Source organism: Microbacterium sp. MF43, assembly GCF_012847295.1.
Lineage (GTDB): Bacteria > Actinomycetota > Actinomycetes > Actinomycetales > Microbacteriaceae > Microbacterium.
In genome coordinates, this window is the sequence record NZ_JABBDY010000003.1 from 183,532 (window position 1) to 196,966 (window position 13,435).

12 protein-coding genes are annotated in these 13,435 nt (G+C 69.8%); 9 read left to right on the forward strand and 3 right to left on the reverse strand.

Annotated features, from left to right (window positions below):
• Positions 1-23 precede the first annotated feature (23 nt).
• From ftsY to HF323_RS09285, 3 genes are all read left to right on the forward strand, one after another.
• Positions 24-896: a signal recognition particle-docking protein FtsY gene (gene ftsY, locus HF323_RS09275; RefSeq protein ID WP_169582311.1), complete on the forward strand. Its 873-nt coding sequence runs from the start codon at positions 24-26 to the stop codon at positions 894-896.
• An 88-nt stretch (positions 897-984) separates the two neighbouring features.
• A complete protein-coding gene (locus HF323_RS09280; protein ID WP_169582312.1) occupies positions 985-1,485 on the forward strand; it encodes a DUF2004 domain-containing protein in 501 nt (166 codons plus the stop codon).
• Positions 1,486-1,490: 5 nt separating this feature from the next.
• A complete protein-coding gene (locus tag HF323_RS09285; protein ID WP_169582313.1) occupies positions 1,491-1,922 on the forward strand; it encodes an MSMEG_6728 family protein in 432 nt (143 codons plus the stop codon).
• 17 nt (positions 1,923-1,939) lie between these two features.
• On the opposite strand, the gene lipA is transcribed toward HF323_RS09285, so the two are convergent.
• Positions 1,940-2,965, reverse strand: a complete 1,026-nt coding sequence (gene lipA / locus HF323_RS09290) for a lipoyl synthase (RefSeq protein ID WP_169582314.1) — start codon at positions 2,963-2,965, stop codon at positions 1,940-1,942.
• Positions 2,962-3,600: a lipoyl(octanoyl) transferase LipB gene (gene lipB, locus HF323_RS09295; RefSeq protein WP_169582315.1), complete on the reverse strand. Its 639-nt coding sequence runs from the start codon at positions 3,598-3,600 to the stop codon at positions 2,962-2,964. Before lipB ends, lipA begins: the two co-directional genes overlap by 4 nt.
• A gap of 88 nt (positions 3,601-3,688) precedes the next feature.
• On the opposite strand from lipB, the gene HF323_RS09300 reads away from it, so the two are divergent.
• Both HF323_RS09300 and ffh read left to right on the forward strand, forming a co-directional pair.
• Positions 3,689-4,681 (forward strand): TetR family transcriptional regulator, encoded by a 993-nt coding sequence (locus HF323_RS09300; RefSeq protein ID WP_169582316.1) that lies wholly within the window; start codon positions 3,689-3,691, stop codon positions 4,679-4,681.
• A 45-nt stretch (positions 4,682-4,726) separates the two neighbouring features.
• Positions 4,727-6,283 carry a signal recognition particle protein gene (ffh, locus tag HF323_RS09305; protein ID WP_169582317.1) on the forward strand — a complete coding sequence of 519 codons (1,557 nt, stop codon included), beginning with the start codon at positions 4,727-4,729 and terminating at the stop codon, positions 6,281-6,283.
• 35 nt (positions 6,284-6,318) lie between these two features.
• On the opposite strand, the gene HF323_RS09310 is transcribed toward ffh, so the two are convergent.
• Positions 6,319-7,479 (reverse strand): glutamate--cysteine ligase, encoded by a 1,161-nt coding sequence (locus HF323_RS09310; protein ID WP_169582318.1) that lies wholly within the window; start codon positions 7,477-7,479, stop codon positions 6,319-6,321.
• A 260-nt stretch (positions 7,480-7,739) separates the two neighbouring features.
• Here HF323_RS09310 and rpsP point away from each other — a divergent pair, with 260 nt between their 5' ends.
• From rpsP to HF323_RS09330, 4 genes are all read left to right on the forward strand, one after another.
• Positions 7,740-8,171: a 30S ribosomal protein S16 gene (gene rpsP / locus HF323_RS09315; RefSeq protein ID WP_169582319.1), complete on the forward strand. Its 432-nt coding sequence runs from the start codon at positions 7,740-7,742 to the stop codon at positions 8,169-8,171.
• Positions 8,172-8,175: 4 nt separating this feature from the next.
• Positions 8,176-8,406: an RNA-binding protein gene (locus HF323_RS09320; RefSeq protein WP_055965452.1), complete on the forward strand. Its 231-nt coding sequence runs from the start codon at positions 8,176-8,178 to the stop codon at positions 8,404-8,406.
• Positions 8,407-8,488: 82 nt separating this feature from the next.
• Positions 8,489-9,076 carry a ribosome maturation factor RimM gene (rimM, locus tag HF323_RS09325; RefSeq protein WP_211160480.1) on the forward strand — a complete coding sequence of 196 codons (588 nt, stop codon included), beginning with the start codon at positions 8,489-8,491 and terminating at the stop codon, positions 9,074-9,076.
• Positions 9,077-9,198: 122 nt separating this feature from the next.
• Positions 9,199-13,281 (forward strand): bifunctional nitrate reductase/sulfite reductase flavoprotein subunit alpha, encoded by a 4,083-nt coding sequence (locus HF323_RS09330; protein WP_169582321.1) that lies wholly within the window; start codon positions 9,199-9,201, stop codon positions 13,279-13,281.
• Positions 13,282-13,435: the final 154 nt, after the last annotated feature.

The window sequence follows — 13,435 nt, forward strand, 5'->3', positions numbered from 1 at the left end:
CTGCCCGGCCATAGGCTGGAGTCATGGCAGAGAGCTCCTGGTCGCTCGGTCGCGCGCTGCGCGGCATGTTCGTGAAGCCCACCATCGACGAGACGACATGGGACGATCTCGAGACGGCTCTGCTGACGGCCGACTTCGGACCGGACATCACCGAGCGGATCGTCGAGGAGCTGCGCGAGAAGGTCGAGCGGTTCCGGACGACCGATCCTCGCGACTTGCAGCGCATGCTCAAGGAGACGCTCGAGGAGCACTTCGCGAAGTTCGACACCACGCTGCGGCTCACCGAACGCCCCGCGGTGGTGCTCGTGGTCGGCGTCAACGGCGTCGGCAAGACCACGACGATCGGCAAGTTCGCGAAGTTCCTGCAGCGGTATGGGCGCACGGTCGTCGTCGGCGCGGCGGACACGTTCCGCGCGGCCGCTGTCGATCAGCTCGCGACGTGGGCCGAGCGTGGCGGAGCGACGATCGTCCGTCCCCAGCAGGAGGGTCAGGATCCGGCATCCGTCGCCTTCCAGACGATCGACTACGCCAAGCGCACGGGCACCGAGATCGTGCTCGTCGACACCGCCGGCCGCCTTCACACCAAGGGCGGGCTCATGGACGAGCTCACGAAGATCCGCCGCGTCATCGAGAAGCAGGCGCCGATCAGCGAGGTGCTGCTGGTGCTGGATGCGACGACGGGACAGAACGGCGTGATGCAGGCGCAGGCCTTCCTGGAGCACGCCGGGGTGACCGGTCTGGTGCTCACGAAGCTCGACGGATCCGCGAAGGGCGGATTCGTGCTGGCCGTGCAGGAGCGCACCGGCATCCCCGTGAAGCTGCTCGGCCAGGGCGAGGGGATCGGCGATCTGACCGGCTTCACGCCGCACGTGTTCGCCGCCTCCCTGGTCGACTGAGCCATGCGCAGCCGCCGATCGCGTAACGGATTCGCGCCACGCGCGCTCAGGGCTATCGCGTGGCGTCCGAGGCTGGTTTCATAAGGGCATGGCGATCGAGCACGACTACTTCGGACTCCTGGAATCGGGGCCGGACGGGTCGATCTTCTGGTCCGAGAACGTCGAACTCGGAGATCAGTCCGTCACCGTCGATCTGACTGCGCCCGACCAGGACGACGTGTCGGAAGCGGCGCTCGATGTCGCGGCCGGGCTCATCTCGGCCATCGAAGACATCGACCGCAATGCGCGCAACGCCATGGTGAACGAACTCAGCGACCGCACCAGCGAGGTGACCGAGTACATCCTTCAGCAGCAGGAGACGCTGGGCGACGAGCTCGAAGACCTGCTGGTCGACATCTCGGGCGATGTTCACATCGACGTCATCCGCTCGCTTCAGCTCATGAGCATGACGATCCTCGCCGACGAGCACGGCGGTGCCGACCCGTTCGCGGTGCTCGAGTACGCCCTCGACCCGGACGCGACCGACGATGTGCTGCTGGTCAACCTGGACTCCGAGGGCGGCGTTCTCAGCGTGACCAGCGCCGAATAGCGCGAGTGCAGACCTTCCTGCCGTATCCGTCGTTCGCGGAGTCGGCGGCGGCGCTCGATCCGCTGCGACTGGGCAAGCAGCGCGTGGAGACGCTGCAGCTGCTGCGCGCCAACACCGTGCCGGACTACGGCTGGCGACACCATCCCGCCGCCAAGATGTGGGCGGGACGTCTGCCTGCCCTGGTCGCGTACGGTCTGGCGATGACGGATGCCTGGATCGCACTGGGCCGTGCGGACACCGTTCGCGACCAGCTCCTCGCCTTCGCGCCGGAGGTCGACGGCGTGCCCTTGGAAGAGGTGGAGATGCCGCGCTGGCTCGGTGACGAGGACTTCCACCTCTCGCACCGTTCCAACCTCGTGCGCAAGGACCCGGCGTTCTACCGGCCTCGTTTCGGCGATGTCCCCGACGACCTGCCCTACATCTGGCCCCGGCCGTGAGGTTGTCGGCCGTGAGGTCATACCGCCTGGGCGAACCCGCGTTCGACGTGCACGTCCTCGGCGATGTGGGCGAGGTTCGCGGGGATCTCCCGCCCTTTCGAGACCATGGACTGCGCCCAGAGCCTGCCCGCCCGGTACGAGGACCGCACGAGCGGCCCGGCCAGCACGCCGAGGAAGCCGATGCGCTCCGCCTCCTGCTTGAGCTCGACGAACTCCTCGGGCTTCACCCACCGCGCGACGGGGAGGTGCCGAGGGGACGGGCGCAGGTACTGAGTGATGGTGATGATGTCGGTCCCCGCGTCGTGGAGGTCCTGCAGCGCCTGGACGACCTCCTCGGTCTCTTCGCCCATGCCGAGGATGAGGTTCGACTTCGTGATGAGGCCTGCGGCACGCGCCCGGGTCAGCACGTCGAGAGACCGCTCGTAGCGGAAGGCCGGGCGGATCCGCTTGAAGATGCGCGGCACGGTCTCGACATTGTGCGCGAACACTTCGGGGCGGCTGTCGAAGACCTCGCCGAGCAGCGAGGGGTCGCCGTTGAAGTCGGTGGCGAGGATCTCGACGCCGGTGCGGGGGTTCTGCGCGTGGATCTGCCGCACCGTCTCGGCGTGCAGCCACGCGCCGCCGTCGGGCAGGTCGTCGCGGGCGACGCCGGTCACCGTGGCATAGCGCAGCTGCATCCGCACGACGCTCTCGGCGACGCGGCGGGGCTCGTCCGTGTCGTAGTCTGCGGGCTTGCCGGTGTCGATCTGGCAGAAGTCGCACCGGCGCGTGCACTGGGAGCCGCCGATGAGGAACGTCGCCTCCCGGTCCTCCCAGCACTCGTAGATGTTGGGGCAGCCGGCTTCCTGGCACACCGTGTGCAGGTCCTCGGTCTTCACGAGCGAATGGAGGGCCTGATACTCGGGCCCCATCTTCGCCTTCGTCTTGATCCACTCGGGCTTGCGCTCGATGGGCGTCTGCGCGTTGCGAACCTCGAGGCGCAGCAGCTTCCGGCCGTCGGGACCGGTCGCCGGTGCCGACCCCGGCGTGCCGCAGCCGCTCATGCCGCCACCGCCGCGAAGTCGGCTGCGAACACGCGAGACACCGTGTCGATGACGTCGCGCGGCGCGATGTCGGCTCCGACCACCTCGCTGATGGTGGTCACGCCGGCGTCGGTGATCCCGCACGGGATGATGCCGCGGAAGCCCGCCAGCGAGTTGTCGCAGTTGAGTGCGAAGCCGTGCATCGTCACGCCGCGCTGCACACGCACGCCGATCGCCGCCACCTTGTCCTCCCCGAGGGGGCGGCGCACCCACACGCCGCTGCGCCCCTCGACGCGGTACCCCTCGACACCGTGGACGGCGAGAGCGTCGATGAGGAGGTGCTCCAGTCTGCGCACGTGGGCGACCACATCGACCGGCTCGGCCAGCCGCACGATGGGGTACCCCACGAGCTGACCCGGGCCGTGCCACGTGATCTTGCCGCCGCGATCCACGTCGACGACGGGGGTGCCGTCGGTCGGACGCTCGTGGCGCGCCGTGCGTGCGCCCGCCGTGTACACCGGCTCGTGTTCGAGGAGCAGGAGCGTGTCGCTTCGGGTGCCGCCGACCACTTCTGCGTGGATGCCGCGCTGCAGATCCCACCCGGTGAGGTAGGGGACGTAGTCGGGGGCCAGCCCCACCGTCTGGATGTCGAGCATGGAGCTCCTTCGCTCGTGGCGATTTCTGGATCGCGTCCAAGATTACGCCACCCGGCGACGTTGCGGGCGCACCAGTAGCGTGTGGTGCATGAGCACCAGCGGACGGGTCGGAAGGCCCAAGGCGTCGTCGCGCGAGATCCTCGCCGAAGCGGCCTGCGAGCTGTTCCTCGAGCAGGGCTTCGAGGCGACGTCGATCGCCGACATCACCACCCGAGCGGGCGTGAGCCGCTCCAGCTTCTTCAACTACTTCGCGTCCAAGTCGGACATCCTGTGGTCGGGACTGGACGAACGGCTCGACGCCGTCGACGCGCGCCTGGCGCAGGACGAGGGGACGGATGCCCCGGCCGCCGTGCGCATCGCGATCCTCGCCGTCGCCGACGGCTTCACTCCCGACAGCCTGGCGCTCGCGATCGTCAATACGACGGCGATGGGCCTCGGCGAAGAACTGGAACGCGAGGCCTCGCAGCGTCGGGCGCGCCTTGCCCGCAGCGTGGCAGCGCGCCTCATCCGCGGCGGGGCGGATCGCCTCACGGCCGAGGTGGCCGGCGCGGCGTGGGGCGGCGCGCTGATCGCGGCCGTGGAGGCCTGGGCGCACGACGGCGCCGGTGTGACCTCGCTCGGCCGATTCCTCCAGCGCGCGGCGGGAGCCGCCGCGGCGGTAGCCGGGTCGTCCGCGGAGGGGACGGTACGCCAGTTGCGCGTCGTCGTGCAGGCCCCCGACTTCGACGAGACGCTCGCCTTCTACCGCGACGTGGTAGGGATGCCGCAGGCCGAGGCCTACGAGGCGGAAGGGGGCGCACGCGTCGCGATCCTCGACGCAGGACGCGCGACCCTCGAGATCGCCAACGCCGAGCAGGTGTCGTTCATCGATCGCGTCGAGACCGACGGCGACGCGCCGAGCGACCGCATCAGGATCGCGCTGGAGGTCGACGACACCACTCATGCGGTCGCGCGGCTCGCCGACGGGGGCGCGGCGGTCGAGGCATCCGCTCGGGAAACCCCCTGGCGATCCCTCAACGCCCGCCTGCGCGGCCCTGCCGACCTGCAGCTGACGCTCTTCCAGGAGCTCGATCCGGCCTGAGGTGTCGTCCGGGCGCGGCATCCGCTCGCGTAGAATCGGGGGATCATGGCGACTTTCGGCACCCTCTCCGACCGGCTCACCGAGACCTTCCGCACCCTCCGCAAGAAGGGCCAGCTCACGCCCGCGGACGTCGACGGCACCGTCCGCGAGATCCGGCGTGCGCTGCTCGACGCCGACGTGGCACTGCCCGTCGTCAAGGAGTTCACCGCGAAGGTGCGCGAGCGCGCCCTCGGTGACGAGGTCAACCGAGCGCTCAACCCCGCCCAGCAGGTGGTGCAGATCGTCAACGAGGAGCTCATCGCGATCCTGGGCGGCCAGCAGCGCCGACTGCAGTTCGCCAAGAATCCGCCGACCGTCATCATGCTCGCCGGACTGCAGGGCTCGGGAAAGACGACGTTCGCCGGCAAGCTCGCCCGGATGCTCGAGAAGGACGGCCACACGCCGCTCCTCGTCGCCGCCGACCTGCAGCGTCCGAACGCCGTCAACCAGCTGCAGGTCGTCGCCGAGCGTGCCGGGGCGGCCATCTACGCTCCCGAGCCGGGCAACGGCGTGGGAGATCCGGTGCGCGTGGCCCGTGACGGCGTCGAGGTCGCGCGCCGCCAGCAGCACGACATCGTCATCATCGACACGGCCGGCCGCCTCGGCGTCGACGCGGAGCTCATGAAGCAGGCCGCCGACATCCGCAAGGCGACCGACCCCGACGAGGTCCTCTTCGTCATCGACGCCATGATCGGTCAGGACGCCGTCAACACGGCCAAGGCGTTCCAGGACGGTGTGGACTTCACCGGCGTCGTCCTGTCCAAGCTCGACGGCGACGCGCGAGGCGGCGCCGCCCTGTCGGTCGCATCGGTCACCGGCCGCCCGATCATCTTCGCCTCCACCGGTGAGGGGCTCGAGGACGTCGAGGCCTTCCACCCCGACCGCATGGCGAGCCGCATCCTCGACCTCGGCGACATCCTGACCCTCATCGAGCAGGCTCAGCAGGCCTTCGACGAGGCCGAGGCGATGAAGGTCGCCGAGAAGATCGCGACCGAGACGTTCACTCTCGAGGACTTCCTCGAGCAGATGCAGCAGATGAAGAAGATGGGCTCCATGAAGAAGATGCTCGGGATGCTCCCGGGCATGGGGTCCATGAAGGAGCAGCTCGAGAACTTCGACGAGCGTGAGATCGACCGCACCGAGGCGATCATCCGGTCGATGACGCCCGGGGAGCGCCGAAACCCCAAGGTCCTCAACGGCTCCCGGCGCCTGCGCATCGCGCGAGGCTCCGGCATGACCGTGACCGACGTCAACCAGCTCGTCCAGCGCTTCGAGCAGGCCGCCAAGATGATGAAGACGGTGGCCCGAGGCGGCGTGCCCAACATCCCGGGCATGGGCCCCATGCCGGGCGCGGGTCGTCCCGGGGCATCGTCCAAGCGCGGCAAGCAGCAGAAGGCGAAGGGTTCGCGTTCGGGCAACCCGGCCAAGCGCGCTGCTGAGAACGCCGGAATCGCCGCGACCGCTCCCGCCCCGACGGGGTCGGGCTTCGGGCTCGGCGGCGCCGGCGCCACACCGAGCGAGGCCGACCTCGCCGAACTGCAGAAGCTCCTCGGCAAGGGCTGACCCCCGCCGGCCTGCGCGAGCCGGTCGCGGACAGCTCAGCGCGCGAAGCCGAGATGCTCGCGCAGGGTGGGGCCGGACTTGAACTCGTGGATGAGGTGGCGCACCACCGCGCGCAGGTCGCCGTCCGCGGCATCCGCCACGAGAAGCTGGCGCGCGTAACTGGCGCCCTGCGTGAGGGTCGTCTCGATGCCGGCGAGCTCGCGCGCGCACTTCAGCTCGACGGCGATGTCGGCGAGCTCTTCGATCGTTTCGCGCAGATGCTCGACGACGGGCACCTGGGTGCCCTCGCGGTCGACGATCACGCGAGCCTCGAGTCCATAGCGGGCCGCGCGCCACTTGTTCTCGCGCACGTACCAGGGCTGGAGGGTGAGGAGCTCGCGTCCCTCGTCGAGCTGCCGCGAGAAGTGCTCCACGAGCACCTGCACGAGTGCGGCGACCGCAGCGAGCTCGGGAAGCGTCGACATTCCGTCGCAGGCGCGCACCTCGATCGTCCCCCAGCGGGGCGCCGGGCGGATGTCCCAGCGCACCTCGGTGGCGTCCTCCATGACTCCGGTGCGCACGAGGTCGTCGAGGTAGCCCTCGAATTGCGCCCACGTGTCCAGTGGCCAGGGCAGTCCCGCGGTCGGCAGCTGCTGGAAGACGAGCGACCGGTTCGATGCGTAGCCCGTGCGTTCGCCCGCCCAGAACGGGCTCGACGCCGAGAGCGCCTGGAGGTGCGGCAGGTAGACGGCGAGGGCGTTGATGATCGGGAAGACCTTGTTGACGTCGTCGACGCCGACGTGCACGTGGATGCCCCAGATCATCATGTTGCGTCCCCACCACTGGGTGCGCTGGATGAGCTTGTGGTACCGGGTCTTGTCGGTGACCTCCTGGTCGAACCACTGCGCGAACGGGTGGCTGCCGGCACACAGCAGCTCGACGCCGAGGGGTCCGGTCTCAGCTCGCACGGCGGCGATCGCGTCGGCGATGTCGTCCACCGCCGCGGCGACGGTGGCGCCCACTCCGCTGGTCACCTCGACGGTGTTCGTCAGCAGCTCGCCCGTGACCGTGTAGCGCTCGAGCGCGGTGCGCTCCTCCAGGTCGGCGAGCACCTCCGGGGCCCGCGACACGAGGTCGCCCGTCTCGCCGTCGGCGAGCATGAGCTCCCATTCGAGTCCCACGGAGGAGCGGGCGGATGTCGCGAAGGGCACCGTCATGGCCACAGTTTTGCACGCGGATGCCGCGCAACGGCGCGGCTTCCGGCATACGTCGTCATTTGCTAGGCCGTGCCGTCCGGCATCGAGCCCCGGCCTTCAGCTGTCGGTTCGCGGGCGCCCCCGCGATCTGGCAGAATAGAGGGTCGGATCACCTGCTCGACCCTCTATCCAGCAGGGAGATCCTCCTCTGAGCTTCCGCCGGGTGTGCACCCCACGCTCCAGGCGACCGGTTCGTTCCCTTCCACACATTCAGGAGAATCGTGGCTGTCAAGATCCGTCTCAAGCGCCTCGGCAAGATCCGTGCGCCGTACTACCGCATCGTCGTGGCCGACTCGCGCACCAAGCGCGACGGCCGTGTCATCGAAGAGATCGGCAAGTACCACCCGACCGAGGAGCCCTCGCTCATCGAGGTCGACTCGGAGCGCGCGCAGTACTGGCTCAGCGTCGGCGCCCAGCCGACCGAGCAGGTGCTGGCCCTCCTCAAGCTGACCGGCGACTGGGGTCAGTTCAAGGGTGACAAGAACGCCGTCTCGACGGTGCGCACGAAGGACGCCAAGCCCGAGTTCGAGATCGACTCCGCCAAGAAGTCGGTCATCAAGCCCAAGGCTGAGAAGAAGGCCGAGGAGCCCGTCGCGGCTCCCGCCGACGAGGCGACCGACGCGGCCGACGAGGCCGCCGAGTCCGCCGAGTAATCCGTTGCTGGCCGCCGCGCTCGAGCACGTCGTCAAGGGGATCGTCGATCACCCTGACGCCGTGCGGATCGACTCGTCCACCTCTCCTCGCGGAGATGTGCTCGAGGTGCACGTCCACCCCGACGACCGGGGTCGCGTGATCGGGCGCGGCGGCCGTACGGCCAAAGCCCTGCGCACCCTCATCAGCGCGCTCGCCGACGGCAGGCGCGTGCGCGTCGACGTCGCGGACGACTGAGGTGGCAGGCGACGACGACCGGGGCGCGACCCCCGAGCCTCCCGCGAAGACATCGGCGCCCGCCCCGTCCGGCAAGACGCAGCTGCGCGTCGGACGGCTGGTGAAGGCCCACGGCCTCAAGGGTGCGATCAAGCTCGAGCTCTACACTGACGACCCTGAGGGTCGCTTCGTTCCCGGAGCCACGTTCACCCTCCAGGTTCCCGCATCCTCGCCGTGGCACGGCAAGCCGCTCACCATCCGCGAGTTCCGCTGGATGAACAGCCACCCGGTCGCCTTCTTCGAGGGCGTCGACGACCGCAACGCGGCCGAGGAGCTGATCCGCGCGATCCTCTGGATCGACGAGGACACGGAGGCGACGCCCGCCGAAGACGACGCCTGGTTCGATCACCAGCTCGTGGGGCTCGAGGTCGTTCGCGACGGCGTTCCCATCGGGCGCGTCATCCGGGTCGACCACATGCCCGCGCAGGATCTTCTCATCGTCAGGACGATTCCGGATGCCTCGCACGGCGACGCCCGGGAGGTCCTCGTGCCCTTCGTCAAGGCGATCGTGCCCGAGGTGGACGTCGAGGGCGGACGCGTGGTCGTGACGCCGCCCGCGGGACTCTTCGAAGATCTCGCCGCAGACGATGAGGATGCCGAGCCTGTCGCCGAGCCCGGCGACGACCGCTGACCGCACGGCGGAAGCGGCATCCGGTCTCCTCACGCCCGCCATCGGCGCAGGGTGAGATCGGCGTGATGCGCCGGTAACACGCGCGCACCCGCGGTGGAACATGCGTCCGCGATCATCGGACCATGACCCTGGTCGCCGACTCGCTGGCCGCGGGCGCCGGCGTGCCCGCGACCGAGCTGCGCACGGTGTGCTCGTACTGCGGTGTCGGGTGCGGCATCGCCGTGTCGGCGCAGTCGTCCGCGGAAGGGGCGCGAATCGTCAAGGCCGTGGGCGATCGTCTGCACCCGGCCAATGCCGGGCGGCTCTGCACGAAGGGCGCCACGCATGTCGACCTGATGCACGCGCCGGGTCGGATGACCACGGCTCTCGTGCGTCCGTCGCGCGGGGAGGAGGCGGTGCCGGTGTCCGTCGACGCCGCGATCGCCGACGCGGGTTCGAGGCTGCGCGCGATCGTCGACGAGCACGGCCCTGACGCGGTCGCCGTCTACGTGTCGGGGCAGATGTCGATCGAGGCCCAGTACCTTTCGAACAAGCTCGTGAAGGGCTACCTGCGGGGACTTCACATCGAGTCGAACTCGCGCCTGTGCATGGCGTCGGCCGGCACCGGGTACAAGCAGTCGCTGGGGGCGGACGGCCCGCCCGGCTCGTACGAGGACCTCGACAGCGCCGACCTCTTCCTCGTCATCGGCTCGAACATGGAGGACTGCCATCCCATCCTGTTCCTGCGGATGGCGGATCGCCTCAAGCAGGGGGCGCGGCTCATCGTCGTGGACCCGCGGCGCACCGCGACCGCCGACCGAGCCGACCTGTATCTGCCGATCCGGCCGGGCACGGACCTGGCGCTCCTCAACGGGCTGCTGCACCTCCTCGTGGCGGAAGGAGCGATCGACGACGAGTTCATCGCCGCCCACACCGAGGGATGGGAGGCGATGCCTGCGCTCCTCGAGGACTATCCCCCTGCGCGCGTCGCCGAGATCACGGGGCTGGATGAGGCCGACATCCGCACAGCGGCGCGGTGGATCGCCGAGGCCGGCGAGTGGATGACGCTCTGGACGATGGGATTGAACCAGTCCACCCAGGGCACGTGGCACACCAACGCGATCTGCAATCTCCATCTCGCGACCGGCGCCATCTGCCGCCCGGGCAGCGGTCCGTTCTCGCTGACCGGGCAGCCGAACGCGATGGGCGGTCGCGAGATGGGCTACATGGGCCCAGGGCTTCCCGGGCAGCGCGCTGTGTTCGACCCCCACGATCGCGCCTTCGCAGAAGAGGTGTGGGGTCTTCCCGCCGGCACGATCCGCGCGGAGGCGGGCCCGGGCACGGTCGAGATGTACCGTTCGATGGCGGCGGGCGACATCAAGGCGGCCTGGATCATCTGCACGAACCCGGTCGCCTCTGTCGCGAATCGGCGCACGGTCATCGAGGGCCTCGAGGCGGCCGAGCTCGTCATCGTGCAGGACGTCTTCACCGAGACGGCGACCAACGCGTACGCGGACATCCTTCTGCCCGCGACGCTGTGGGTCGAGGGTGAGGGCGTGATGGTCAACAGCGACCGAACGATGACCCTGGTTCCGCGAGCATTGCAGCCGCCAGGGGAGGTGCAGCCGGACTGGGTCACGATCTGCGCCGTGGCCCGTGCGATGGGGTTCGACGAGGGATTCGACTTCGGGAGCGCGGAGGAGGTCTTCGACGAGATCCGCCGCTTCTGGAATCCGAAGACCGGGTGGGACATCCGAGGTGTCGACTACGACCGCCTGCGCCGCGGCCCGGTGCAATGGCCGGCGCCCCCGGGGGACGGCGAGGACCGGCATCCGATCCGCTATCTCAACGACGGGGTCAGCCAGGCACTTCATCGAGATGCCGACGGCGCAACCCCGCGCCTCGCGTTCGCGACACCATCGCGGCGTGCGCAGTTCCTTCCGCGACCGCACCTGGGGCCGAGCGAGCTGCCGGACGACGACTTCCCGTGGGTCCTCAACACCGGTCGTCTGCAGCACCAGTGGCACACGATGACCAAGACCGGCAAGGTCGCCAAGCTCGTGAAGCTCAACCCGGATCCGTTCGTCGAACTGCATCCCGCCGACGCCGAGCGCGAGGGGATAGTCGCGGGCGACCTGGTCGAGGTGTCGTCGCGACGCGGCCGTGTCGTGCTTCCCGCCGTCGTGACCGACCGCGTCCGCCCGGGATGCTGCTTCGCGCCGTTCCACTGGAACGACGAGCAGGGCGAGTACCTGACAGTCAACGCGGTGACCAGCGACGCGGTCGACCCGGCTTCGCTGCAGCCGGAGTTCAAGTACGCCGCCGTGGCGCTGCGTCGCGTGGACCCCGCGCCCGAGCGCGCCCCGGACGCGGCGGCGGACCACCCCGACGTCGCCGCAGTCGCCGGCCTGGCGGGCGCGCCGCGGCTCACCGAAGCCGAGAGCGCGTACGTCGGCGGGTTCTTCACCGCGCTCGAAGCCGCGCCGCCGGCCGAGGGACTGGTGCCGCAGCTGCCGGACTCCGCGCCGCTCGGCGCCGTTGCGCGCGCATGGCTGGACGGCGTGCTCGCCGGGCTTTACTCCCGCGCACCGCGCGGTTCGGCGGTCCCGGATGCCCGGCCCGACGGCATCACGGTGCTGTGGGGTTCGCAGACGGGCAACGCCGAGGAGGTGGCGGCGACGTGCGCGGCGACGCTCACGGCTCGAGGGCTCCCGGTCCGCACCGTCAGCATGGTGGACATGACGGCGGCGGAGCTGGCAGAAGTCCGACGGCTCCTCGTCGTGACCTCGACCTTCGGCGACGGCGGTCCTCCCGACAATGCGGCCGACCTGTGGGATCAGCTTCGCGGCGATGACGCGCCCTCGCTGGACGGACTTCACTACGCGGTCTTCGCCATCGGCGACCCCAGCTACGACGACTTCTGCGGCCACGGCCGCCGGATCGACGAGCGCCTGAGCGCGCTCGGAGCGACCGCGATCGTCCCGCGCGTGGACTGCGAGCCGGACTACGCCGATCCCGCCGCCGCCTGGCTCGGGAACGTCATCGCGGCCTGGGCGGAGGGGGAGGCATCCGTCCCTTCTGCAGCCGCAGCGCCCGCCACCCGCCGCCTCTTCACACGCGCCAACCCGGTGCGCGCATCGCTCGTCACGAACCGGCTGCTCAGCAGCGCCGGATCGGCGAAGGAGGTGCGACAGCTCGGCTTCGATCTCTCCCGCACCGCAGCCGCATACGAGGCCGGTGATTCGCTCGGCGTCGTCGCCGCGAACGCGCCCGGCGTCGTGGAGGAGTGGCTCGAGGTGACCGGACTCGCCTCGCACGCCGTCGTCGAGGTGGACGGCGAGGAGCGGTTCCTCGTCGACGCGCTGACCAGCCAGCTCGACATCACGCGCATCACCTCGGACCTTCTCGCGTTCGTCGCCGAGCGCAACTCCGACTCGACCCTCGCGACACTGCTCCGCCGAGAGAACAAGGCGCGCCTCGAGCAGTACCTGTGGAGCATGCAGGCGGTGGACCTCCTCGCCGAGTTCCCCGTGCGCGCGGACGCTGCCGAGTGGGTCGCGGCGCTCAAGCGCCTGCAGCCGCGCCAGTACTCCATCTCGTCCAGCCCGAAGACGAGCCCGCACGAAGTGCAGCTGACGGTGTCGGTCGTCCGCTTCGCGACCGAGACGGGAAAGCGGCGCGGCGGCGTCGCCTCGGCGTTCCTGGCGGACACCGCCGGTGAGGCGCCGGTCCCGATCTACCTGCAGAAGTCCTCGCACTTCCGCCCGCCCGCGGATCCGGACGCGCGCATGATCATGGTCGGACCCGGCACGGGCATCGCGCCCTTCCGCAGCTTCCTCCACGATCGCCGTGCGGACGGCCACCGCGGACGCAACTGGCTCTTCTTCGGCGAGCAGCATGAGGCGACGGACTTCTACTACCGCGACGAGCTGACCGCGATGCAGGAGGACGGGTTCCTCACCCGGCTCGACCTCGCGTTCTCCCGGGACCAGCGCCAGAAGATCTACGTTCAGGACCGGATGGTCGAGCACGGGGTCGAGCTGTGGCGGTGGCTCGAGGCGGGCGCGCACTTCTACGTGTGCGGCGACGCGAGTCGGATGGCGAAGGACGTCGACGACACCCTCGTCCTCATCGCCCAGCGTCACGGCGGCCTCTCCGTCGAGGCGGCCGAGGAGTGGAAGAAGGACCTCGTCGCCGACAGGCGGTACGTGCGCGACGTCTATTGACCGAGCTCTGGCGTCGAAGAACCAGGAGACGCACTGGCCGGGATCTTCTTCCGCGAGGGTCGGGGAGGGGTGAGTTTCCTGGCGTCTGCGCAGCATCGCGCGCGACGCACCAAGGCGGCCGCACCCGATCGGATGCGGCCGCCTCTGCTTCCGG